23 protein-coding genes and 1 tRNA gene are annotated in these 23,634 nt (G+C 39.0%); 12 read left to right on the top strand and 12 right to left on the bottom strand.

The window, feature by feature from the left end; translation table 11 throughout:
- The first annotated feature begins 70 nt into the window (after positions 1-70).
- Complete coding sequence (locus MMH89_RS00930; protein WP_258568511.1) at positions 71-1,840, top strand: ABC transporter ATP-binding protein; 1,770 nt, start codon at positions 71-73, stop codon at positions 1,838-1,840.
- Here the strand turns inward: MMH89_RS00930 and MMH89_RS00925 are convergent.
- Entirely contained in the window at positions 1,835-2,500 is a 666-nt protein-coding gene (locus MMH89_RS00925) for an adenylate kinase family protein (protein WP_258568510.1), read from the bottom strand. The genes MMH89_RS00930 and MMH89_RS00925 overlap by 6 nt on opposite strands.
- A gap of 67 nt (positions 2,501-2,567) precedes the next feature.
- Positions 2,568-3,083, bottom strand: a complete 516-nt coding sequence (locus tag MMH89_RS00920) for a hypothetical protein (protein WP_258568509.1) — start codon at positions 3,081-3,083, stop codon at positions 2,568-2,570.
- 146 nt (positions 3,084-3,229) lie between these two features.
- Between MMH89_RS00920 and MMH89_RS00915 the strand changes: the two genes are divergently transcribed.
- From MMH89_RS00915 to MMH89_RS00900, 4 genes are all read left to right on the top strand, one after another.
- The gene (locus tag MMH89_RS00915) at positions 3,230-3,841 is read left to right on the top strand and encodes an AbrB/MazE/SpoVT family DNA-binding domain-containing protein (protein ID WP_258568508.1); all 612 of its coding nucleotides are present in this window, start codon (positions 3,230-3,232) and stop codon (positions 3,839-3,841) included.
- A gap of 117 nt (positions 3,842-3,958) precedes the next feature.
- Positions 3,959-4,047 (top strand) — tRNA-Ser (locus MMH89_RS00910).
- Between the two features lie 226 nt (positions 4,048-4,273).
- Entirely contained in the window at positions 4,274-4,420 is a 147-nt protein-coding gene (locus tag MMH89_RS00905) for an NAD(P)-binding domain-containing protein (protein ID WP_425491981.1), read from the top strand.
- Between the two features lie 2 nt (positions 4,421-4,422).
- Entirely contained in the window at positions 4,423-5,133 is a 711-nt protein-coding gene (locus MMH89_RS00900) for an NAD(P)-binding domain-containing protein (RefSeq protein ID WP_309477200.1), read from the top strand.
- A gap of 291 nt (positions 5,134-5,424) precedes the next feature.
- Here the strand turns inward: MMH89_RS00900 and MMH89_RS00895 are convergent, their stop codons facing one another.
- From MMH89_RS00895 to MMH89_RS00885, 3 genes are all read right to left on the bottom strand, one after another.
- Positions 5,425-6,624 carry a type II toxin-antitoxin system HipA family toxin gene (locus MMH89_RS00895; protein ID WP_258568506.1) on the bottom strand — a complete coding sequence of 400 codons (1,200 nt, stop codon included), beginning with the start codon at positions 6,622-6,624 and terminating at the stop codon, positions 5,425-5,427.
- Positions 6,621-6,920 carry a helix-turn-helix domain-containing protein gene (locus MMH89_RS00890; RefSeq protein WP_258568505.1) on the bottom strand — a complete coding sequence of 100 codons (300 nt, stop codon included), beginning with the start codon at positions 6,918-6,920 and terminating at the stop codon, positions 6,621-6,623. Before MMH89_RS00890 ends, MMH89_RS00895 begins: the two co-directional genes overlap by 4 nt.
- A gap of 162 nt (positions 6,921-7,082) precedes the next feature.
- A complete protein-coding gene (locus MMH89_RS00885) occupies positions 7,083-7,361 on the bottom strand; it encodes a TfoX/Sxy family DNA transformation protein (protein WP_258568504.1) in 279 nt (92 codons plus the stop codon).
- 810 nt (positions 7,362-8,171) lie between these two features.
- On the opposite strand from MMH89_RS00885, the gene MMH89_RS00880 reads away from it, so the two are divergent.
- The 3 genes from MMH89_RS00880 to MMH89_RS00870 are packed head-to-tail and all read left to right on the top strand — an operon-like array spanning position 8,172 to position 10,527.
- Positions 8,172-8,741, top strand: coding sequence for a TetR/AcrR family transcriptional regulator (locus tag MMH89_RS00880; protein WP_258568503.1), 570 nt, complete (start codon positions 8,172-8,174; stop codon positions 8,739-8,741).
- A gap of 54 nt (positions 8,742-8,795) precedes the next feature.
- A complete protein-coding gene (locus MMH89_RS00875; protein ID WP_258568501.1) occupies positions 8,796-9,479 on the top strand; it encodes a glutathione S-transferase family protein in 684 nt (227 codons plus the stop codon).
- A gap of 58 nt (positions 9,480-9,537) precedes the next feature.
- Positions 9,538-10,527, top strand: coding sequence for an F-box protein (locus tag MMH89_RS00870; RefSeq protein ID WP_258568500.1), 990 nt, complete (start codon positions 9,538-9,540; stop codon positions 10,525-10,527).
- Positions 10,528-11,278: 751 nt separating this feature from the next.
- Here the strand turns inward: MMH89_RS00870 and MMH89_RS00865 are convergent.
- From MMH89_RS00865 to MMH89_RS04925, 4 genes are all read right to left on the bottom strand, one after another.
- Positions 11,279-11,695 (bottom strand): phosphotransferase, encoded by a 417-nt coding sequence (locus MMH89_RS00865; protein WP_258568499.1) that lies wholly within the window; start codon positions 11,693-11,695, stop codon positions 11,279-11,281.
- A gap of 60 nt (positions 11,696-11,755) precedes the next feature.
- A complete protein-coding gene (locus MMH89_RS00860; RefSeq protein ID WP_258568498.1) occupies positions 11,756-12,262 on the bottom strand; it encodes a hypothetical protein in 507 nt (168 codons plus the stop codon).
- A gap of 68 nt (positions 12,263-12,330) precedes the next feature.
- Entirely contained in the window at positions 12,331-12,711 is a 381-nt protein-coding gene (locus MMH89_RS04930) for an FAD-dependent monooxygenase (RefSeq protein ID WP_343218878.1), read from the bottom strand.
- A 66-nt stretch (positions 12,712-12,777) separates the two neighbouring features.
- Complete coding sequence (locus MMH89_RS04925; RefSeq protein WP_343218877.1) at positions 12,778-13,476, bottom strand: FAD-dependent monooxygenase; 699 nt, start codon at positions 13,474-13,476, stop codon at positions 12,778-12,780.
- Between the two features lie 237 nt (positions 13,477-13,713).
- Here MMH89_RS04925 and MMH89_RS00850 point away from each other — a divergent pair, with 237 nt between their 5' ends.
- From MMH89_RS00850 to MMH89_RS00840, 3 genes are all read left to right on the top strand, one after another.
- The gene (locus tag MMH89_RS00850; protein ID WP_258568497.1) at positions 13,714-14,085 is read left to right on the top strand and encodes a hypothetical protein; all 372 of its coding nucleotides are present in this window, start codon (positions 13,714-13,716) and stop codon (positions 14,083-14,085) included.
- Between the two features lie 151 nt (positions 14,086-14,236).
- Complete coding sequence (locus MMH89_RS00845) at positions 14,237-14,791, top strand: hypothetical protein (protein WP_258568496.1); 555 nt, start codon at positions 14,237-14,239, stop codon at positions 14,789-14,791.
- A gap of 426 nt (positions 14,792-15,217) precedes the next feature.
- The gene (locus MMH89_RS00840; protein ID WP_258568495.1) at positions 15,218-16,189 is read left to right on the top strand and encodes an NAD(P)/FAD-dependent oxidoreductase; all 972 of its coding nucleotides are present in this window, start codon (positions 15,218-15,220) and stop codon (positions 16,187-16,189) included.
- Between the two features lie 261 nt (positions 16,190-16,450).
- Here the strand turns inward: MMH89_RS00840 and MMH89_RS00835 are convergent, their stop codons facing one another.
- The 3 genes from MMH89_RS00835 to MMH89_RS00825 all read right to left on the bottom strand — a co-directional run bounded on the left by MMH89_RS00835 (position 16,451) and on the right by MMH89_RS00825 (position 22,794).
- The gene (locus MMH89_RS00835; protein ID WP_258568494.1) at positions 16,451-19,246 is read right to left on the bottom strand and encodes a hypothetical protein; all 2,796 of its coding nucleotides are present in this window, start codon (positions 19,244-19,246) and stop codon (positions 16,451-16,453) included.
- Positions 19,247-19,558: 312 nt separating this feature from the next.
- The gene (locus MMH89_RS00830; protein ID WP_258568493.1) at positions 19,559-21,886 is read right to left on the bottom strand and encodes a hypothetical protein; all 2,328 of its coding nucleotides are present in this window, start codon (positions 21,884-21,886) and stop codon (positions 19,559-19,561) included.
- Between the two features lie 122 nt (positions 21,887-22,008).
- Positions 22,009-22,794, bottom strand: a complete 786-nt coding sequence (locus MMH89_RS00825) for an SDR family NAD(P)-dependent oxidoreductase (RefSeq protein ID WP_258568492.1) — start codon at positions 22,792-22,794, stop codon at positions 22,009-22,011.
- A gap of 111 nt (positions 22,795-22,905) precedes the next feature.
- Between MMH89_RS00825 and MMH89_RS00820 the strand changes: the two genes are divergently transcribed.
- Complete coding sequence (locus MMH89_RS00820; protein ID WP_258568491.1) at positions 22,906-23,628, top strand: SDR family NAD(P)-dependent oxidoreductase; 723 nt, start codon at positions 22,906-22,908, stop codon at positions 23,626-23,628.
- Positions 23,629-23,634: the final 6 nt, after the last annotated feature.

Here is a 23,634-nt window from a genome sequence, read left to right as displayed (position 1 = left end):
AAAACGGTCTTGAAGAAACCCCGAAAATAGACTATGATAAAAAATCTATAATCATCATATACTTTACAATATGGCTAGTACGAAAAACCAACTCATTCATTTTATAATAAAGCAACTACGTTCCTTCAGGTTTCGTATCGGAATCTTAGGGATACTCACGTTATATAACGCATTTTTCTGGACTTATAGTCCTTACATTCTTAAAACGATAATTGACTCACTCACCGACTATAATATAAATATGGGTTCTATATGGACAGTACTGGCTCAGCCATTATTCTTATTTATCTTCACTTGGCTGTTGGTTATTATTTCATATCGGATAGAAGATGTAATCGATCGGCACATTATGCCTACTATACGAAAAAACATCATTACTTCTATGTTTGCCTATGGGATACAACATACGCATAAATTCTTTCAAAACGATTTTTCAGGCAGTATTGCAAACCGTATTATGGACATGCAAAACGGTTCTATTGCTATTATCAGTCATACCAAAGCATTTATTTTCAACCTATTGCTATTCGTAATTGGGTTTATTTTTCTTTATAACGTTCACCCTTATATATGGGCAATTATGCTCACCTGGTCTGTTATTTTTATCAGTATTGGCATCTACTATTCACCTAAAATTCTAGTACAGTCACGTCAATTCTCTCAACAAAAAACCAAGCTTATAGGTCATATCGTTGATGCGATTGGAAATGTGAGCACCATCCGCATGTTTGCAAGAAACAGCCTTGAAAACCAACTACTTGAATCTGAAACTGTCATTACCAAACAAATGGACCAAGACGTTAGGCTAAACATATTAAAAATGCGTATCTGGTGGGAAATTACAATCATCGTCACAATCAGTGGCTTCATGCTGACTTTGGTCGACTTGTATTCACAAGGCCTTGTTACCGTTGGGGACTTTGCATTTGTCACCAATACCTACATAGGCATGATCCATAACATCTGGCATCTAATGAATAACTATGTCCAGTTTTCTGAAGAGGTCGGAAAGTGTAACCAAGCATTAACCATTATGCAACCAATAGGGATGTATAATAAAAAAGACGCCTATCCACTTGAAAAAGTAAAAGGGCACATATCGTTTAATCAAGTTCACTTCAACTACGAAGAAAACACAAAGATGTTTGAAAACAAGCAACTCACTATCACTGAACATCAGAAAGTTGGGCTTGTTGGCTTTTCTGGTAGTGGAAAAACATCATTTATTAATCTAATTACACGCTTATATGATATTCAAGCGGGTCAGATAAAAATCGATGAACATGATATATCTGATGTCACCATGACATCACTGAGAGAGCACATCACAATAATCCCTCAAGAGCCCATCCTATTCCATAGAACGCTAATGGAGAACATCCAATATGGAAAACCCGATGCTAGTATTGAAGAAATCATTGAGGCCTCTAAAAAAGCTCATTGTCATGAGTTCATTTCTAAGCTACCTGAAGGATATGATACTATGGTGGGTGAACGCGGCGTTAAGATATCCGGTGGACAACGACAACGTATTGCAATTGCTCGCGCATTCTTAAAACAGGCTCCTATCCTTATTTTAGATGAAGCAACGAGTGCGCTTGACTCGGTCACAGAAACGTATATTCAAGATAGTTTAGAACACCTTATGGCTGACAAAACCACATTAGTAATTGCACATAGACTATCCACGCTACGTAAAATGGATAGAATCCTTGTCTTTGATAATGGTGCAATTGTCGAAGATGGAACACATACACAGCTACTCCGCAACAAAAAATCCTATGCGAGAATGTGGGCTATGCAATCTGGCGGGTTTATAACCGAAGACGATACCTTATAGCTGGCTGACTTGCGTTAGAAAGTCTGCTAACACATCATCAGGCTTTTGGGAACCATCTAACTTTATCACATGCTTTACGTTTGGGTGATTAGGCGCACTTCCCCACTTGATGATAGGTGAAGTTAGAGCGTGGTAATCCTTAAGCCTCGCTGCTACTATCTCAGGTTGGTCGTCAGCTCTACGCTCTAAAGGCTCCCCTGAGACATCATCGATACCAGCAACTTTGGGTGGGCGATTAACTTCATGATAAATACGACCTGATCCAGGATGAACTAAACGCCCTGACATTCGCTCTATAATCTTAGCATCTTCAATTTCTAACACCACGAATAAATCCACAACAACCTGATGATCAGAGAAAAAGTCAGCTTGAGCTAACGTACGCGGAAACCCATCAAAAATAACACCTTTCTCATAGATTCTATTCTTTAACTCTTGTTGTATCACCTCAGATATCACAGAGTCTGGAACAAATTTACCTTGATCCATTAATGATTTTGCTAGAGCCTTTAACTGTGGATCACTTTGCATAGCTTGTTTTAAAACGGTGCTAACAGTCAGAACCGGGAGATCAAGTTTCTTAGATAACTCCTGAGCGAGTGTTCCCTTACCCGAACCAGGCGGTCCCACTAAGACAATATGGTTCTTTACTTCTGACATTAAACTCTCAATTTACAAATTAAATAAGTATTACAAATGCATATTGTATATGCAACGTTTATACACGTTATTTAAGATAATGGCGTTGCTCAAATGCTAAGCGTATATACTTAGTCAATGCTGGTGACATCCCTGAGAGCTTGGGACATTGGCTATTTACAACAGACCCAATCTGTAGCTTATTCCAAAAGAAGTAATTGACTTTTTGCCAAGCAATTGATGCTTCATGATTACCTGCGCCACTATCTCTAGACAACCAATCTTGCATGTAAAAATCATTGTTTATAGCTCTGTTTTTAATTTCTTCATAGTTTGCAGGCCAAACCAATGAAGCTCGCTCTCCTCCAAGTAGCTCTCCAGACAAAATATGTCTTTCTTGAACACTCATACACCGGGTTAATTGAAATAGAATAGAAAATGCATCAGACATTGCCTTGTCCTTTGCAAATTGTTCTCCTACTATTATAAACTTTGGCTTTACTCTATCTACAATCCCAGAAGTAACACATTCGTATGCTTTTGCACTTTTCTTAGAAACTAACTTCTTAAAAAATGCAACTACACCTTTCTCTTTAGCGGTCATTACATCCTCACTGTATACGTCCTTCCACACCAAAATGATTCTAAATCATTGTATATGCGTTTAAAAGAAAAAATCAACAAACAAATGGTTGAACAATTGCCGAAAGTAAATACAATGTATATACATGGTAAATACAGGAGAAATACATGTTAAAGAAGTTAATTAAATTTGGAAACAGTAACGCACTTGTTTTAGATCAGAGCATCATGAAGCTCGTAGGTCTATCAGCTGGTGACTACGTTAAATTAAGAGTCATGAACGATGAGCTAATCATAAAAAAAGGCGAAAACCCTCAAAAAATAGAACAAGTTAACCTTGAAGAAAATGCTCAATGCGAGAAAAAAAGGATGATAGAAGAAGAACAACTCTATACTGAATTAAATGAATATCAAGGCAAGTGGCAGGAGAATTTACAGGAATTAGCACATTCAAAGACAAAGCTAACTGAAGCAGATATAGTCAATAGCTCTATTGATACAGCTAGATCAGTTGGAACTGGGAAATTGGGTACAGCATTTACAAAATTAGTGCCTAAAATGCAAAAATTAATGAAAAAATATGAAGTAGACATACAAGAGATGGCGAAGAATAAACCTTATCTTGAAGCGTTAAATCAATTGAAAAAGGATAAAGATAATATGGACCCTGAAGACTTTAAGAATGCCGTCATGGAAGTTAGATATCAATACTTCCCTGAACTAAAAGCCTTTGATATAGAGTTGCACCAACTCTCGAAAAGTATTGAGGACACTGAATAATTGCAACCATCAAACAGTCTGTCTTTTTTCATAGGCAGACTGTTTGTGTAAACCTATATGATTTTAAACAATATACTTGCGCATCTGGTCATAATCTCCTACACTGTGCTCAAATAAGGAGAGGTGCCCGAGCGGTCGAAGGGGCACGCCTGGAAAGCGTGTGTGCGTTCTGCGTACCGAGGGTTCGAATCCCTCTCTCTCCGCCAGTTTTAAGTTATCCAAAGTCTTTTTACATAGCTCATGGGCTCGTAAAACCTTGATTGTAATGCTCACAATGAAAGGTACTATAAGCTCTATTAGATGCATAATAAGGAGTCTGAAATGGAATTACAGCATCAATTAAGCCACCATTAGAAAACATTAAGTTTTTATTGATTAATAAAAGGAACATGTAATATAAACGTAAACATAACCATTATCGGCTTAGGTAAAATGGGGAGCGCACTAGCAACACGCTTACATCGCTCTGGAATGACTGTTACTATATACAACCGATCTAAACATAAATGGATGCTTTTAAAACAAAGGGCATTACCTGCGCTCAGTCAATTTAAGAAGCCGTCAAAAATGCTGACCTAGTAATTTCATGCTTATTTGATGATACTTCACTGCTAGATATGATTATGGGTGAATATGGCGTCTTACACTGTCTTCCAGAGCATGCTTGTTATATTAGCACTGAAACCATTCTACCAAAAACGGTTATACATATTTGGGAAAGCTTTAAAGAGAATCAAAAACAATATTTATCAGCAGCAATTTTAGGTGGACCCAATGAAGTTTCTTCGGGGAAAGCAACCCTTTTTACTTCAGGAAATTCTAACGCTAACCAAAAGTTTGAGCCAATCTTCAAATTATTCACTGAACAAATATTCTATATGGGTGATCAGCCTGATTGGGCTATGGTCATGAAAATTGCAATGAACTATACCTATACTGCAAACCTAGAGTTATTTTCCGAGCTTTATGTCTTTGCTGAGAAGAAAGGCATACCTGCAGAGTATATCCAAAAAACATTATATACAGTTTTCCCATTACCTGGATTTAGAGAATGTATTAATAAAATACATCACCGTAACTATTCACCCGTAAATTTTGCTGTAACAGGAGGTAATAAAGACCTTCAAGTTTTCCAGCAAGCATTTAATGATGTTGGTGCAGTTCCCAGAATTGGCCAGCTATTGGGGGAACGATTTGCCTCTGCAGCAAAATCCAATCTAGCGGATCAAGACTGGACTGCAATCAATGAAGTAATTCGGAAAGAATCAGGGTTAGATAATCACCATGAATAATTAGATTGGGTATTTGAAGACATACGATTACTTACCTTTGTCCTTAAAGACAGGAACAAGCAGTTGTTCTAGCTACAGGCCATAATGCGCTTCAAATCTAGGTAAGCTTGATATAGCAGCACTCTGGATTTCATTTAAATCTATTTTGTTGCGATGAAGCTCTACAAGCTTTAAGTAAAAACACATATAGGGATCCGAAACCCTATATAATCTGTTTAAGTAGCTTATGGGTTGCAAATGACCCAAGATTCTGTTTTGATACAAAACCTGCAGTAATTAGATGAGTGGCGCTTAAAAATTATCTTTAATTATTTTTGCTATAGCGGAATCTATCAATTTACTACTTGCAGCGCTGACGCCAGCATCTTTTGCAAAATGACACCATTTAGATACAGATGATTTGACTTCATCAACAATTTGAAGCGCATCAGATTTTTTTATATTACTGATTTTAGCCAGCTCTAATAGCTGCTTGATACCAGGTTTCTTACCTTCACCCATGACCATTGAGCAATGTTCGCCATTCGGCCCTGAAGAGAACGTTAAATCATAACTAGGAGAAACCCGCCAAACTCCCTTTGGATCCATGAGAAAGGAGAAGTTTTTAGAGTGATCATCCCTGTTATGACTTAAGATATTAAACACGCAACTCCTATATTGTTTCTCGCATTCCTTCATATCTTTCGTTAAATGCATCGTTGCCTTCATGATCATTTCATAATCAAGACTTGGCGCTCGGTGATCAGCATGCAGAATCCCACTTATCGTATGCATATGGACTCTAGAATTATCTGTTTTATCAAACCGCCTACTTCCAAAAAAACCAAGACCTCTACGTGCTGGAAACAATTTAGCTTTGGGTAGATCAAGACCTGCATCCCCTGCCATAAGATAATAAGCATATTCAATGGCTCCAATATCTTTTGGATCTAAGTGAGACGGGAATTTAACCAGCCAATGCTCGCCATCAAGATGCATTAAAACTTTCGGCCGCGCGCCGGCTGAAGAACCGCCGAGATTCAGCAAGTCTTCAACATATTTATCATCGTCACTTTCCTGAAATTCAGCTATTTCTTCAGCGATTTCATCTAAAGAGTCATGTGGAACATTTAGTGCACGCTCTGCCTCTGGTTCGTAAATTAAAGCCCCCATACCATGAGCACCTACAAAGCAAAGCCTATCAAGCACAGAGAGGCTACCAGGATTAATGTTGTGTTTGATGAGCGTGCGATCTAGCAGTAATCGACCCCAACCATCCGGAAGAGAATCATTAAAAACACCAAACAAACCATCAAAAGTCAGATCATCTCCTGCTATGACACCGGATTTAAGGGGTAATTTGAATGGAGATAAATTAAGACCAGTTTCTATAAAACTTGCAGCATATTCAAAAAAAATCCTGCGGTTATTCAGCGCCAATCGACCCACAAAAATTTTATCATCCTTAGGTTTGTAGTAAACATGGACAACTTTTACAGGATTAAATTTCATTTTCGGCCTCTTTTTCTAGGATGATCATCTAAAAACTCATCAAGAGATGCTGGCAATTTATCATCCGTTTGTGCAAAAAGATGTTCAAATGCATCCATCTCACCAAGCGCCAGGGCAATCATGAGCAATGACTCCAATGATATTTGCCCTTTTTGCTCAAACTTCTTTAATGTGCCATAACTCACCCCTGATTTTTCAGACAGAGTTTGTTGACTCAAATTAAGCTTCAAACGCTTCTCTTGAGCCCTGTTAGCAATTTCACTAGCCATCTCAAATGGCGATTTAATCGATACCATAATAACCCTTAAGCCCTTTTTACACCCACAATAGATATTATAATACCCACTCAAGAATAAGTCAACTCAAGTCTCAATATCACCCAAAGAGTTTAAATCATGTTAATTAGCACCCTAAACATTATTCATACGCCCTAGTTAGACAACCCTATGAAACCTAATTTATAACCTTGCCGCAAACGCTTTAAGCTCATGCTTTCTCTCCTGGGGCAAGTCCTTCCAACCACAATCAATAATTGCTCCTTCCAACGCATATAAATAGGCTGGATGATGTATCCCACAAAAGCCACCCGATTCATCTATCTTAATATAAGCTTCCTCTGCCCCTAACTTGATCAGATCCTCTAAGCGATAAATTTCTGCATCATAAAGTTTTTTTGCCATCGCTGGTCCTATATTTTTTATCTTTTTCAACTGACTAATCGTTTCCTGCCTGTCCATCTAAACACCTAACTACCTAATAACACTATATCTTAATTTAATGTAAATTTAGCGTCTTTACATACATCCTATATAACATCTGTTATAACCTCATATAAAAATAATTGTTTAAGATACTACTCACCCCTATAATCTATTTAGCAATAAATTCACTTTACTCAAGCTAATATGCACCTATAAGGATGAAATATGAAAACTTTTATTGGCTCAAAAAAAGTTAGATGACAATAAAAAATAAACCCCCAGATTCCGATAATAAGATAGAGTTACTAGTTGTACGCCTCTACAAAGCTTTTAGCATCACGCTTAATATCACCATTATCGGAATTTATAGTAAAACTAGCCACCTAAGTGAACCAAGGATTACGTTCTTTTTGCAATCCACCCAATAGCGCTAAATAATCATTAACCAGCAAGAGTGGCCTAATATGAGAATGCGAGCTTTAAACCTTTTATGGTCAAACTCGTGAATCTGTGGTTATGCTGGTTAAACCTAGAAATGATTTTAACGAAATAGAATTGTTAGAAAAAAAAGCTTCTTGTCTCTGCCTCGCGTTAAACCATTAACACTTTTTTAAGATATATTTTGTCATGGCCAAGAATATCAACCTGAATTTATTTTAAAGAAAACCAGACTCAACCATATGTCATTGACTTACCATCTTAAATCATTGATTATCATGGGTGTACTGACAGTGATTTTGCTTAAACTATGCAATCAATACGGTTTATTCAAAACAATTAACAAAACACTTTACAACATACCTACTAATAGGTATGTTGAATCAACATTACAACATAACCTCTGCTATGAAAGATACTAAACAATGCATTATCGATGAAGGGACCCATCTTATTCAAACACGTGGGTACCATGCTTTTAGCTTTCAAGATATCAGTAATAAAGTAGGCATTAAAACAGCCAGCATTCATTACCACTTCCCCACCAAAACAGATCTTGCAGTAGCAGTCGTCGTTAGTCAAAAAGAAACCACAGAAAAACATCTGCATAACATCACTAGCAACGGAGCACTCACAGAACGGGAAAAAATAAAATTACTGTGCCAAAGCATATTAGCAACAACCTATTTATCCGAAGAAAAAATGTGCCTAGCTGGCATGCTCGCTATCGACATACTTACGCTTGAACCGCCAGTAGCGCAAGCCGTGCAAAATTTGATAGGCAGTATTGAAGCGACACTAGCCAAACTGATATCCAACGGTGCAAAAACCAACGAATTTCGTAGGGACATTGATGCCCAGTCAACTGCCACCGCTCTGATGGCAACAATTGAAGGGACTCTAATGCTCACTAGACTTTTTAAAGATGAAAACAGATTTACCGATGCCATGGATGTCATCATAAGCCGCCTATTATAGGCATTTTTTTTACCACCAAAACTACCTACCAATAGGTACACAGGAGAGCTAATAATGAATAATATAAATAACGTAAACACTAACCCAGAAATCACGCTTTGGGGACTAAATATTTCACCCTATGTACGCAAAATAATTGCTGCACTTGAAGAAAAGTCACTAGACTACTCACTAGCAGAAACCCTGCCAAAATCGCTACTTATTGTGACCAATCAAGAAGTTGCTAATGATTTTGACCAAGCGAGTCCGCTAGGCAAGATTCCAGCATTACAAGTTGGTGATTATTCAGTTGCTGATTCAGCGGTGATTGCGGCATTCCTAGATGGAGAATACAAAAGTGGCAATAGTCTCTACCCTACCCAGGCAAAAGAAAAAGCTAAGGCTATGTGGTTTGAGAAATATGCAGACACGGTATTGAGTGAGGTAGCCTACAGCAAAATATTTGTCGAACGTGTCGTGAAACCTGCCATGTTGAATATGGAAGCAGATGAAGCAATGATCTCTAAAGCAATCAAAGATGAACTCCCAGCTCACCTAGATTACTTAAACCTTGCAGCATCAAAGAATGAGTGGCTAGCAGGCAATGCGTTTTCTATGGCAGACATTGCTGTAACAACACAGCTTCTCGCGCTACAGATGGCTGGCTTTGATCTCGAAAAAGCAAATCAATGGGATGCACTGACAAAGCTGATGAAAACTGTCATGAAAAGAGAGTCATTTACTAAAATAATAGCTTAATGAAAAATCATGCCAGCGAACATTTTGTCCGCTGGCTTTTACCACGGGGAGAAAAACCATGAACTCAAAAAATAAGTCAACAAGTGAACAATTAAAAAAGAAACGTAACAAGCTGTGGCAATGGATTTGCAATATCGCCACATCACTGAAGATGTTTTTTTTAAGAATATTCAAACCTAAAGAAACAAAAGCAAGCACAGAAACCCCTGTTTGCCCTGCAGCTGAAAAGGATATTAAGTACTCTAGTAAACAAGAAACTCCTATACGAAAAAGTGAAAAGATAAGCTTATTTGATACACTTCCAGACGAGCTGATCATTAAGATATTCGACTTCATTGCACGAGATAGTAGTCCAAAGCCGTATGATAGACGCCTTCCTAATAAGGTAGCTGCTGTAATGCGTCTTGGAAAAGCATGCAAACGACTTTATAAACTTGCAACCAGCTCTCAGGAATGGCTTCCACTTGCTATGAATGTAAAAGAAGCATTTGCGCCACATCTTCCTGCTGAAGCGCTTAGCCAGGCTACATTTATTGGAGAATTCACTGATATGCAGCTTGATTTTGTCTATCCCCAAAAAGAGAAGGACGCGAATCCACTGCCATTCTCCAAAGGGATTAATCAATCTGGGATGCTTGATGGCTTTCATGATAAATGTGACGTATCACGACTTGGCTTTTCACCCCAACACCTCAGCTGGGACGATTTATGTTATGGAAAATGTGATTACATAGCAAGAAAGGCCCACTTAACGGATATAACTTCTTTATCTGATCTAGGCACTCATGCTATACAAGTAGCTTACGGATACTGGTATAAAGCCCAGGTAAATCATTCAACACCCTTTATACTTTATAAAATATCTCAGATTCGTGCGAGTAAAGAGCTTATAACGAGCGGATGGCCAGCACAAGGTGTGAGAGAAGAAACTGTATACCATAGAGAAACACTCTACCGGCTATCCTTTATAGATGAGTCGGAAAACTTTGTTGATGGTCTGAGATCAATTAAAACACCCCCCATGGGCCAAGACTATAAAACCTTATAAATGCGATAGATTTTCCAGCCACCTGCAATTTTGACAGGCATTAATTAGAGAAAAAGGTTTTTTCTGGCTATCTACACGTCCTGACTTTGTTGGTGAAGTAGCACAACCTGACGCGCAAAATGATCGCGCTGACTTTGATCATTATACCCTCCCCAGGTGCAAGTCCCGCAAAATCCCAAAGTCTATTTTCTGGATATGATGACGCAAAGAAATTGATTAACCAGATTTTGCCAACTCTTCGCCTGCCTTTTACAACAACTAAGTTAGGTGTTTTTTTCTTGTAAAGAGCCTTTAAATGATCTAGCTCATTTTTTCGACCAATGAATACCTGTGTTGCCATCATAACTTCTTATGCTTCATTTACCAGCTATGATATAATGAGCCCCATATTGAATCAATCTAAATTGCTCAAAACGCACTTTAGGCAAAGATGAGATGGCTTGATTGCGCTCACCATGACGTCAATATCACGGAAACCATTATACTAAGGGCACGCAGAGCTTATTATCGAAAATATCTAAAACCGATAATAACGCCAATCCTTATCACCACCTTTGGGGCTTTAATGCTTATTGTTGTCGAAAATCGCCACTACTATAACATTAACCAAAACATCCAGATAAACTGCTACCATCTAACCTAATTTAAGTATTCTCTGCTGCTCACTATCAAACTGAATGGGTCATACGTCATCATAAGCTTTCACTACAATCCTCTTCGTAGGAGACTTAACCAGCATGTGTAAATCTATCTATGATAACTGATCATATAACCGAGATAATCGAGCCAATATATCTGATAATCTATCCGGCTGATCAACCGGGTGTGTTCTGTTTAAACAATCTAGCAACGCCAAAGCATTACACACATTAACCGTAATCTCCCAATGGTCGGGAATATTCAAAGATTGTCGCACACCCTCTAAAAACCCCTCAGCATACTCAGCTGGCAGCCTCTCCCGATCGCGTAGCATTGATGCAATGTCCTGCATAGGTGAGCCTGAGTGTGCAAACTCCCAATCTAGTATCCCACTGATCGTCCATTTAGCGTCTTTTTGGATAACTAGAATATTCGCAGGATCAAAATCTCCGTGCACCAACCTATCCTCATGTGGCATTGGAAAATAAGCAGATAGTTGTTGAAAAACCGTCTCCCAACTGGAGACCATAGATTGAGATAGTAATTTTTTACCCTTTAATGCACTTAGCACCTCCTCTGTAAAATTTTGCTAATTTAGTGACTGCACAATATGGTGTTGCGCATCAATGATTCCTGCCTTCCCATAACCCCACTGAGATATTGCACCCAGGGTTTTTCCTAAATCATACATTAATCGTTTAAGATCCAAGACCGGTAAATCTAGTAGCACATCAGACAAACGCTCACCCTGTATATAGTCACATTCTGCCACCTGACAACCATCAACAGACATGATTTGAGATATTTTAGGTACAGGCAATACTTCTGCTACTCGATCTAATACCGCTTTTTCAACTTCTGGGGTGGCTGTCTCTCGTGCATAAACTCTTAACACTTTGGTTGCTCCAGTCTTTAACTTCACACAAATCAATATATTGGCACAGCCCTGAGTGGGAAGATAATACGAAAGATACTGGTTAGGATACACCGCTGATACAATACGCTCCACGTCATGATTTTCTAAAGACGAGGCTTTCTTCTCCCAACCCTTCTTAAACCCAGTAGGGTTGTCTTTATTATCTGAATGCTGATTCATATCACTGCCCTAAAGATCCTATAACAACCTTACCATGATACAGAGGCTCTTTATAGTCTATAATACCACTACCGGTAATCCGGTAATTCTATCGCATTGGCTGCATGATGGACCTTATCTATAATCTGGCTATTGCGCGCATCAATCACTTCTTTTTTAATATCACCTTCTAGTAAATACGTTTCTGAGACATATAAACCAATCTCTTGGTTCTTCTGAACAAACGGGTGCATTCTCTCATCATAACGTTTTAAAGCTGATAGACAATCATCAGACTGTGCCAACTCACCAGCCAATATATACCCCGCTACAATCGCAAGACTGGTTCCCTGCCCCGATAATGGAGAGGCACAATAGCCCGCATCACCCACAAGTACAACCCGATCTTGACTGTAGCTATCCATTTTAATTTGTGAAATTGAATCGAAATAAAAATCTTTACTTTGCACCATGTAATCTAGTAATTGGTTTGTCTCCCACCCAAAGTCAGTAAACATTGCTTGTAAAAACTGTTTTTATTCTTCAACACGCCTTATTGAACTTTTATCAGAACGGAGCATAAATCGCACTTGAGCTAAATTCGGATCTTTATCACTCACATAGTGTATTGATTTATTATGCGCCTCAAATAAAATTTCCTCATGTCTTAGTTTTAAGAAGTTCGGTATGTTGGCTACACTAATACATGCTCCTAGATCTACTTTGGTGTAATCACTCTCTAAAAACACTAACCTTCGTGTTTTAGAATGTAAGCCATCTGCTCCAACCACTAGGTCATAGTGTTCTATTGAACCATCCGAAAATGTAACCTCAACACCCTCTTTCTGTTGATCCAATTGTGTAATAGACTGTGAAAAGTGACAGGGTACATCAGGTATAAGATCCATAAAGATTTGTACCAAATCTCCTCGACTAATTTCAACGTCCTCACCCAAACGAAAACCCGCAGTTTCTGGCTCCTCCTGTCTTAATGTATGACCTTCAGTATCTACGTGACGACTCAATTGTATACTCATACGCTGTTCTGCAATAGCTTCTAAAACACCCATCTTCTTGACAACATCAACTGCAATACCACGAATGTCAACCGCATACCCACCTTTTCTAAGGCCATCATTTTTCTCAACTAATGTTGGTGCATAACCTGCTTTTTTTAACCAATAACACACAACAGGACCTGCTATGCTCGCACCAACCACAAATATTTTATTCATACTCAAAACTCTCATTGCTATCAAAAAAAATCTTACTCATCATTTGCTTATTAGTGTCAATTATTTATATATTAATATCCAAATGTTATGTTCAGGCACTCAACTACACACCAATAGATCTCTACTAACAGGATACTCTTATTACAATTTTACCTGATTGCTCAGATCATGTAAATTCTTAAGTATTTCTGTATCAATATACCCTAAAAAAGTTATTATAATAAAACTCACAAAGTAATGGATGAACCAATGTACGCCTTGATACTCATTATAACACTTCTTCTCGCAGCCATTTCATTAATATACCGCTTCTCCACTAAAAGGCCTGAATATCTAAAGGGAAACAAATGGGTCGGAGAATATAATGCGGTTAAAGATAAAATCAAACTTAAAATCATACACACACCTGAAAACGTTAGCCTTAATCTTGGGAAAACCCATAGTCTTACGAGCAAATCACTGGAACTTTTTGGGTCATTAAATGGAATCTCTTTTGCAGATAAGCCTCTTTCACTAGCGGCCAACATGAACAATAAAGAATTTGAACAAGCCATACGCTCTGCTGGCATCAAAATTGAAAGCAAAGATTTAAAACCAGCTACCTTGTAAGAATACGTTACAATGAGTTATCATGCTTACCTTCCCTATCTGACTTTTTTTACGTTCAATGCGCTCACTCAAACCTTATCCATTACAAAAAAACCATCACTTGACAAATTAATGGTTTAGATATATATTTCAATAAAATAAAGAGAATAACATGAAGAAAAATATAATATTATCAGTACTTTTAATGCTGAGTCCATTTGTTCAAGCTGAGCAAGAAGCTAACCACTTCACGAAGTTTCAGGAAACTGCACGCATCTGTGGAGCAGATTTTAAATTTAAAATACCTGATAACTATGTATTAGCAAGTGAACATAAAGATGACACAAGCGCTACATACATCTTCACACCTGTAGGTAGAGAGACCAAGGAACGATTTACTTCATCCATTACTTTGAAACAGCTTTATGTAGATAAATCTGCAAATGAGCGACTCAATGATGTTGAGAAGCAACTGGTTAATGCTGCACCAGCTATTAAAACCGTCAAGCGATCAAGTAAAAAACTTAAAGGAAATAATGGAAAGTATCAAAAATCTAGTGCCACCTATACACTGAAGAACAATGAGTACAATATTGCGACTAATGTTATATGCTACGCAGATGATGACAGTATCATTGAAGTACAAGCTTGTGTAAAGAATAGAGAAAGCAAAAAAGCAATGAGACTGCTCAAAATCTTGCTAAACCAGCACTTTCAATTCAAGTAAAGTCAGGTCTTGCAGAATTTGCTAAACTTGCATGGGCAGGATTAGACGCATTAGATGAAATAGAAAGAGCTAGACGCCCTAAACCTACATATATCTATTATCGACCGGTTCAAAGAACAACGAAGAAAGTATATGTTGTAGAACAAGGCTGTACCCAAGATACATGGTGGGTCGCACTTTAATAAAAAAGTAGCCCTGTAATAAGCTGTCTCTATTTGAAATATAATAGAGGCAGCTTTTTATTTATAATCCTATTTACGCATATCTTTAATTACTCTGAGTCAAAAGCGATATGGGTTAAATATAGATTTATATACCATAATAGACTATACCTATTAGACTGGTTATATGTAACATAGTATAAGCGTGTTCACGAAGAACCTTATATTGATGTACTTAACTGCTTTTAATTGAATTGAAAAAACTATGCCTAAAATTGCGATCATTGGTGCTGGACTATCAGGACTTACCATTGGACAGAATCTTCAAAGTATATATGACGTTCATATTTTTGAAAAGTCAAGAAGCCTAGGGGGTCGTATTGCATCAAAAGTAATTAATGATGTAACTTTTGACCATGGTGCACAATTCTTTAAGGCAAATACTAAAGAGTTCAAAGCTTTTATCCAACCGATGATTGAAGAGGGGATCATTCAAGAATGGCATGGAAAGTTTGTAGAATTTGATGGCAATATCATTCGCCATAGTCGCAGCTGGTCAAATGCACCACCCCATTATGTAGGTAGTCCCTCAATGAATGCTATCGGCAAATATTTAGCGCAAGGACTAAACATACGAAAAACCACTAAAATAACGCAAATAATTAAAGATACTGGCTGGCTTTTAGTTGACGACCAAGATAATGCACATGGACCATTTGATTGGGTTATCAGCACAATACCAGCAGCACAAGCCTTTCAAATCATGCCCGCTAACTTTGAACATCTACAGGACATTAAGTCAACTCAGATGCTCGCTTGCTTCTCACTCATGACCCTAAGTAATGAGCATTTAACACTACCCTTTGATGCTGCACTTGTTAAAAACCAGGACATCAGCTGGATCAGTGCGCAACATTCAAAACCTAATCGTGTTCAAAAGTCTAGCCTTCTAACGCATTCCACTAATCGATGGGCTCAAAATAACTTTGATCTAAATGAAACAGAGATCATCAACCACCTCAAAACTGAGCTTTCATATACCACAGGCATTAACTTTGCTAACAACGAGCACTATTTGCATAAATGGCGGTATGCTAACGTAAAAAAGCAACACAACACACCCTATTTTTTAGATCGCCATAATAAACTAATGGCATGTGGTGATTGGTGTATCCAAGGAAGAATTGAAGCCGCATTTTTAAGTGGGCTGCACGCAGCTAGCGCTATTCAAGAATAGTGTTATTCATATAGCCTAATCACAAAATTCGCAAACCCCAAAAAATAATTGAAAACATATAATAAGCCCCCGACCATCTTCTACTAAGGTGTGTTCTTAAATAATTAATATCGTACTGCATTCTGAATAGTAGCTCTGAGATAATTACATTTATTAGAAAACCTCATTATGATAAATCTAGCTTACCTATCAACGATTGAGTACAAATTCAACACCCCCACTAAATAGAAATAAACATCTAATTTAAAGATCTATAAGGTATCATATTTTAGCAGGCCTAGATCTTTTAGCCGGTGGTTCATTATGCTCGGAACTTGGATTATCCTCAGGCTTATTTGTACCTGAGAATACAGATATAGCAGCAGTAGAATTATGAAGATCAAGTCTACTCAGCAAATTACGACCATCTAGAGATTTACTAAGGATTGAGTGCGCAGAAGTCCCAGCATTTGGGCCCTGAGTAATCACCGCATTTAGAGCCGCCCCATCAATCATAGCAGGATCTAATTTAGCTAACAGTGCTTGTCCCCCTAGGGTACGTGCAAGCCAATAAAGCGCAGAAGTCCCAGCATCTGAGCCCTGAGTAATCACCGCATTTAGAGCCGCCCCATCAATCATAGCAGGATCTAATTTAGCCAACAGTGCTTGTCCCCCTAGGGTACATACAAGCAAATAAAGCGCAGATCTCCCTGCATCTGGGCCCTGAGCGACAGTACTATTTAGAGCCCCCCCATCAATCATAGATAAATCTAATTTAGCCAACAGTGCTTGACCATCTGAGGAGCATGCAAGCCAATAAAGCGCAGATCTTCCAGCATTTGGGCCCTGAGCAATCACCGCATTTAGAGCCGCCCCATCAATCATAGCAAAACCTAAACTAGCTAACAGTGCGCGACCCTTTGGATAGCCTGCAAGCCAATAAAGCGCAGAAGTCCCAGCACGAGGCCCCTGAGTAATCACCGTATTTAGAGCCCCCCCATCAATCATAGCTGGATTTAATGTAGCTAACAGTGCGCGGCCCTTTGGATAGCCTGCAAGCCAATAAAGCGCAGAAGTCCCAGCATTTGGGCCCTGAGTAATCACCGCATTTAGAGCCGCCCCATCAATCATAGCAGGATCTAATTTAGCCAACAGTGCTTGACCCGCTGGAGTGCATGCAAGCCAATAAAGCGCAGATCTCCCTGCATCTGGGCCCTGAGTAATCACCGCATTTAGCGTAGCCTCATCAATCATAGATAAATCTAATTTAGCCAACAGTGCTTGACCATCTGAGGAGCATGCAAGCCAATAAAGCGCAGAAGTCCTAGCATTTGGGCCCTGAGTAATCACGGCATTTAGAGCCGCCCCATCAATCATAGATAAATCTAATTTAGCCAACAGTGCTTGACCCTCTGGAGTGCCTGCAAGCCAATAAAGTCCAGATTTTCCAGCATGTAGGCCCTGAGTAATCACCGTGTATAGAGCCACCTTATTAATCATCTCTGGACCTAATTTAGCTAGCAGTGCGCGACCCTCTGAAGTGCATGCAAGCTTATAAAGTGCAGAATACCCAGCATTTGGGCCCTGAGTAATCACCTTATTTAGCGTAACGCTGTCAATCATAGCAGGATCTAATTCAGCTAACAGTGCACAACCCTCGGAGTTGCCTGTAAGGCAATAAAGCGCAGAACACCCAGCACGAGAGCCCTGAATAATCACCTTATTTAGAGTAGCCTTATCAATCATAGCAAAACCTAAACTAGCTAACAGTGCGCGGCCCTCTGAGTTGCTTGCAAGCCAGAAAAGCGTAGAAGCCCCAGCATCTGAGCCCTGAGTAATCACCTTATTTAGAGTAGCCTTCTCAATCATAGCTGGATCTAATTTAGCTAACAGTGCGCGGCCCTCTGAGTTGCTTGCAAGCCAATAAAGCGCAGAAGTCCCAGCATTTGGGCCCTGAGTAATCACCGCATTTAGAGCCGCCCCATCAATCATAGCAGGATCTAATTTAGCCAACAGTGCTTGACCCGCTGGAGTGCATGCAAGCCAATAAAGCGCAGATCTCCCTGCATCTGGGCCCTGAGTAATCACCGCATTTAGCGTAGCCTCATCAATCATAGCAGAACCTAATTTAGCTAACAGTGCGCAACCCTCGGGGTTACCTGCAAGCCAGAAAAGCGTAGAAGCCCCAGCATCTGAGCCCTGAGTAATCACCTTATTTAGAGTAGCCTTCTCAATCATAGCTGGATCTAATTTAGCTAACAGTGCGCGGCCCTCTGAGTTGCTTGCAAGCCAATAAAGCGCAGATTCCCCAGCACGAGGCCCCTGAGTAATCACCGTATTTAGAGCCCCCCCATCAATCATAGCTGGATTTAATGTAGCTAACAGTGCGCGGCATGAAAGCCAATAAAGCGCAGAAAACCCAGCATTTGGGCCCTGAGCAATCACCGTATTTAGAGCAACCTTGTCAATCATATCTACCTCGATTATTTGAGGGTTATATCTACAAAGAGAATACAAAACATTTGTGCCATTATTTTCCCTCTTTAACACAGTATTTTTCTCATCAAGATCTAGAATATCCCACACCTCTGATATCTTTTCTGAAATTAACCGACCTGGCATACTAGAGTCTTCTATCCGTATTAACGCAAAGAACAAATTATATTTTTTACATGCTACAGCACACTGATAAAGCGTTTGAAATTTATTATCCCCTACGTATATCAACGTATCTCCATCATAAGGTGTTTTTTGAAAAAAAGTGATAATACCCTCTGCTCCTTCTTGTATTGCACTCAATACAGCTCTCTGAGCATCTCTTAAATAATCATATAACGCTACTTGTTGAATAATATCCTCTGGCAATACCGCTTTGTTAGGATCTACAACTGATGGTAAGCCTGGCTTACCTAGCGTCATTTGCGTGTAACTTAAGCTACTAACTGGATTAGCATAACCATCCACCTTTAAGGGCATATCTACTATTAATGTATGAGCTATACTACAAACACCTCGTGTAAGGTTAATTTCATTATCAGCTTCTACATCTTGAATTAATTGTTCTAAAGTTATTGTCATTATGCTACCAGTCTTTATATTTCAAAAAAAAATCATACTATCAATAATAGAAAAAATCAAATAAAAACATATAATAAACCTCCAACCATCTTCTACTAAGGTGTGTTCTTAAATAATTAAGATCGTACTGCATTCTGAATAGTAGCTCTGAGATAATTATATTTATTAGGAATATCTCATTATGATAAATCTAGCTTACCTATCAACGATTGAGTGCAAATTTAACACCCCCACTAAATAGAAATAACCATCCAATTTTATAGAACTATAAGCTATTAACCCCTGACTGTATCTCCTGAAAGAAAGTGATACTTATTTATAACGCCTTTTCTTGACTGCATGACCACCCTGGCCAACACTTGAATCACCCTCAGGCTTATTTTTACCTGAAAATATAGATATAGCAGCAGCAGTAGAATTATGAAGATCAAGTCTACTCAGCAAATTACGACCATCTGGAGATTTATTAAGGATTGAGTGCGCAGAACACCCAGCATAAGCCCCCTGAGTAATCACCTTATTTAGAGCCACCTTCTCAATCATAGCTGGATCTAAACTAGCTAATAATGCGCGACCCTCTGGGGTACATGCAAACACATATAGTACAGAATACCCAGCATAAGGCCCCTTAGCAATCACCTTATTTAGCGTAGCCTTCTCAATCATAGCAGAACCTAAACTAGCTAACAGTGCGCGACCCTCTGGGGTACATGCTAGCCCATAAAGTGCAGAATACACAGTATTTGGGCCCTGAGCAATCATCGTATTTAGAGTAGCCTTCTCAATCATAGCTGGGTCTAAACCAGCTAATAGTGTGCGCCCCTCTGAGGTACATGCAAGCCAGGAAAGTACAGAATACCCTGCTTCTTGGCCCTGAGTAATCACCGTATTTAGAGCAACCTTATCAATCATAGTAGAATCTAAACTAGCTAATAGTGCGCGCCCCTCTGGGGCGTATGCAAACGCATATAGTGCAGAAAACCCTGCATAAGGCCCCTGAGCAATCATCGTATTTAGAGTAGCCTTCTCAATCATATCTGGATCTAAACCAGCTAATAGTGCGCGACCCTCTGAGGTACATGCAAACACATATAGTGCAGAATACCCAGCACAAGGCCCCTTAGCAATCACCGTATTTAGAGCCACCTTCTCAATCATAGTTGGATCTAATTTAGCCAATAGTGCAAGACCCTCTGGATAGTATGCAAGCCAATAAAGCACTGATGCCCCAGCATATGGGTCCTGATCAATTACCGTATTTAGAGTAGCCTTCTCAATCATATCTGGATCTAAACCAGCTAATAGTGCGCGACCCTCTGAGGTACATGCAAACACATATAGTGCAGAATACCCAGCACAAGGCCCCTTAGCAATCACCGTATTTAGAGCCACCTTCTCAATCATAGTTGGATCTAATTTAGCCAATAGTGCAAGACCCTCTGGATAGTATGCAAGCCAATAAAGCACTGATTCCCCAGCACGAGGCCCCTGAGTAATCACAGTATTTAGAGCTGCCCCATCAATCATAGATCGATCTAAACTAGCTAAAAATTCTCTACCCTCTGGGGCACATGCAAGCCAGTAAAGCACAGAATGCCCAGCATTTGGGCCCAAAGCGACAGTACTATTTAGAGCCGCCTTATCAATCATATCTGGATCTAAACCAGCTAATAGTGTGCGCCCCTCTGAGGTACATGCAAGCCAATAAAGCGCAGATTCCCCAGCACGAGGCCCCTGAGTAATCACAGTATTTAGAGCTACCTTATCAATCATAGCAGAACCTAAACTAGACAACAGTGCGCGGCCCTCTGAGTTGCTTGCAAGCCCATAAAGTGCAGAGCACCCAGCATGATGCCCCTGAGTGATCACGCTATTTAAAGTCGTCTTATCAATCATAGCTGAACCTAATTCAGCTAATAGTGGGCTTTGCCAGAATACAAGTAAATAAAGCGTAGAAACCCCAGCACCTGGGCCCTGAGCAATCACCCTATTTAGAGCAACCTTGTCAATCATATCTACCTCGATTATTTGAGGGTTATATCTACAAATAGAATATAAAATATTTGCGCCATTGATTACCCTTTTTAACACAGTCTTTTTCTCATCAAGACGTAGACTATCCCACACCTCTGATACCTTTTCTGAAATCAATTTCTCAGGCATACTAGGACGATCTAACCGAATTAATCCAAAGAACAAATCATATTTTTTCGATTCTATAGCACACTGATAAAGCGTTTGAAATTTATTATCCCCTACGTATATCAACGTATCTCCGTCATAAGGTGTTTTTTCACAAAAAGTGATAATTTCATCTGTTGCTCTTTCTTGTATTGCTCTCAATACAGTTCTCTGAGCATCTCTTAAATAATCATATAACGCTACTTGTTGAATAATATCCTTTGGCAATACCGCTTTGTTAGGATCTACAGTTGATAGTAAGCCTGGCTTACCTACCGTCATTTGCGTGTAACTTAAGCTACTAACTGGATTAGCATAACCATCCACCTTTAAGGGCATATCAGATATGAGAGTACGAGCTATACTACAAACACCTCGTGTTAAATTAATTTCTTTATCATCTTTTACATCTTGAATTAATTTTTCTAAAGTTATTTGCACTACACTCCCTATCTCCATTATATTTCCTGTCTTTAATTCCACACAATATACCACTATCTCAGACAAAAACTAGCCCAATCATTTCAACCTCAAGTTTTATATACTCCTAACTATTTCTGATCTATCTAGCTTTTCATACATCACTCAGCATGCTTAGATAACTCAAATATTTTCTTTAATAACCCTCTTCGCCAATAATCAGGCAACATTAGCGTAGAATAAACCATGCAACGATTAAGTAGACCAGGAATACACCTCGTTTTTTTTGCAAAGAGTGCTTGTAATCCAGCTCTAGCTACACACTCAGGTTCATACATCCATATCTTTTTAAGCCACCCAGCCATAGAGTGGTGACTTACATCAAAGAACTCCGTATTAGTTACACCTGGATATAATGTAGTCACTGATATATCTGGGTAAAGTGCATCAGCTAGTGCATATCCAAATGAATGAACATAACTCTTTGTCGCAGCATAAGCACAATATTTTGGGGATGGAATGTAAGCAATTGTTGATGAAACCAACATCAAATGTCCGCCTTTTTCCATCAATGGAGCAATTTCACGGCTAATCATCGTTAAAGCATTAACATTTAAATTTAGCATTTGAGATAATGCATGAGCATCTTGTGTTAAAAAGTCACCATACAGCCCTACTCCTGCATTATTAACAACGACACATGGATGAATTGAATGTTCTACCAGCCAGTTTTTTAAAACGCCTACTGAAGATTCTAAAGACAAGTCTAGGGGTAGTATCTCGCACGAGCAACCCACTTCAACTATTGCCCGCTTCATCTCTTCAAGAATTGCTTCACGCCGAGCAACCAACACTAAATTCATACCGTATGCGCTAAGCTGAAGCGCCATTTCTTTTCCTATTCCGGAGCTAGCCCCCGTTACTACTGCCCATTTTCCTTGATACACTACTTGATCTCTTTTTAAACAATTTAATTATAACAAAGCAATTGTCTTGGGCAAATTGATGCTTAACTAAAAAAGAGTTATCCTATCTAAACAGTATTGGCATAAATGGAAATGAACGTATTTAAAAACATTGTAATTGTAGGCAGCACCGGTGCTATTGGATCAGCATTTATACAACTCATGCGTGAGACCCATTCAGAAGCAATGATTCATTGTATCGCACGATCCAATCCAAATCCGAGCGGTGGCAATATTACAAACTATACGCTTGACCTATATGATGAAGAGCTACTTGAAAAAACTGCACAGTCTATTTCTGAATCAGCGCCTATTGATCTTGTGCTTGTAGCTACAGGTATTTTACATGAAGATGGCATGATGCCTGAAAAATCACTTAAAGAGATTACTGCTGACAAACTCATAAAGCTCTTTACTGTCAACAGTGTTATTCCTATCCTCTGCGCCAAACACTTTACGCCCTATATGAATAAAGAAAGCTCAATATTTGCAGCACTCACAGCACGTGTAGGAAGCATTTCTGATAATAAGCTAGGTGGCTGGTATAGTTATCGTGCCTCAAAGTCTGCCCTCAATATGCTTATAAAAACATGTGCTATAGAAATCCAAAGAACTTTGAAAAATACCCCAATCATTGCTATACATCCAGGTACGGTAAGTAGCAAACTCTCCGAGCCCTTTAATCAACATTTAGACCCTAGTCATGTCTTTGACCCTCAAACCTCTGCTCAGCATGTATGGGACATCATTCGCAAAACACAGCCCTCAGATACAGGAAAAGTATTTGCTTGGGATGGCTCAGAGATTAATCCATAACATCAA

The organism is Candidatus Comchoanobacter bicostacola (genome assembly GCF_024172705.1).
Taxonomy (GTDB): domain Bacteria; phylum Pseudomonadota; class Gammaproteobacteria; order Comchoanobacterales; family Comchoanobacteraceae; genus Comchoanobacter; species Comchoanobacter bicostacola.
Note: the sequence above shows the minus strand (reverse complement) of the source record. Positions and strands in the feature narration are given on the sequence as shown.

What these genes read in the sequence shown, in the direction of transcription:
- MMH89_RS00930 (WP_258568511.1), top strand. Translation starts at nt 71, where the DNA reads ATGGCTAGTACGAAAAACCAACTCATTCATTTTATAATAAAGCAACTA.
- MMH89_RS00925 (WP_258568510.1), bottom strand. Translation starts at nt 2,500, where the DNA reads ATGTCAGAAGTAAAGAACCATATTGTCTTAGTGGGACCGCCTGGTTCG.
- MMH89_RS00920 (WP_258568509.1), bottom strand. Translation starts at nt 3,083, where the DNA reads ATGACCGCTAAAGAGAAAGGTGTAGTTGCATTTTTTAAGAAGTTAGTT.
- MMH89_RS00915 (WP_258568508.1), top strand. Translation starts at nt 3,230, where the DNA reads ATGTTAAAGAAGTTAATTAAATTTGGAAACAGTAACGCACTTGTTTTA.
- MMH89_RS00905 (WP_425491981.1), top strand. Translation starts at nt 4,274, where the DNA reads ATGGGGAGCGCACTAGCAACACGCTTACATCGCTCTGGAATGACTGTT.
- MMH89_RS00895 (WP_258568506.1), bottom strand. Translation starts at nt 6,624, where the DNA reads ATGAAATTTAATCCTGTAAAAGTTGTCCATGTTTACTACAAACCTAAG.
- MMH89_RS00890 (WP_258568505.1), bottom strand. Translation starts at nt 6,920, where the DNA reads ATGGTATCGATTAAATCGCCATTTGAGATGGCTAGTGAAATTGCTAAC.
- MMH89_RS00885 (WP_258568504.1), bottom strand. Translation starts at nt 7,361, where the DNA reads ATGGACAGGCAGGAAACGATTAGTCAGTTGAAAAAGATAAAAAATATA.
- MMH89_RS00880 (WP_258568503.1), top strand. Translation starts at nt 8,172, where the DNA reads ATGAAAGATACTAAACAATGCATTATCGATGAAGGGACCCATCTTATT.
- MMH89_RS00875 (WP_258568501.1), top strand. Translation starts at nt 8,796, where the DNA reads ATGAATAATATAAATAACGTAAACACTAACCCAGAAATCACGCTTTGG.
- MMH89_RS00870 (WP_258568500.1), top strand. Translation starts at nt 9,538, where the DNA reads ATGAACTCAAAAAATAAGTCAACAAGTGAACAATTAAAAAAGAAACGT.
- MMH89_RS00865 (WP_258568499.1), bottom strand. Translation starts at nt 11,695, where the DNA reads ATGGTCTCCAGTTGGGAGACGGTTTTTCAACAACTATCTGCTTATTTT.
- MMH89_RS00860 (WP_258568498.1), bottom strand. Translation starts at nt 12,262, where the DNA reads ATGAATCAGCATTCAGATAATAAAGACAACCCTACTGGGTTTAAGAAG.
- MMH89_RS04925 (WP_343218877.1), bottom strand. Translation starts at nt 13,476, where the DNA reads ATGAATAAAATATTTGTGGTTGGTGCGAGCATAGCAGGTCCTGTTGTG.
- MMH89_RS00850 (WP_258568497.1), top strand. Translation starts at nt 13,714, where the DNA reads ATGGATGAACCAATGTACGCCTTGATACTCATTATAACACTTCTTCTC.
- MMH89_RS00845 (WP_258568496.1), top strand. Translation starts at nt 14,237, where the DNA reads ATGAAGAAAAATATAATATTATCAGTACTTTTAATGCTGAGTCCATTT.
- MMH89_RS00840 (WP_258568495.1), top strand. Translation starts at nt 15,218, where the DNA reads ATGCCTAAAATTGCGATCATTGGTGCTGGACTATCAGGACTTACCATT.
- MMH89_RS00835 (WP_258568494.1), bottom strand. Translation starts at nt 19,246, where the DNA reads ATGACAATAACTTTAGAACAATTAATTCAAGATGTAGAAGCTGATAAT.
- MMH89_RS00830 (WP_258568493.1), bottom strand. Translation starts at nt 21,886, where the DNA reads ATGGAGATAGGGAGTGTAGTGCAAATAACTTTAGAAAAATTAATTCAA.
- MMH89_RS00820 (WP_258568491.1), top strand. Translation starts at nt 22,906, where the DNA reads ATGAACGTATTTAAAAACATTGTAATTGTAGGCAGCACCGGTGCTATT.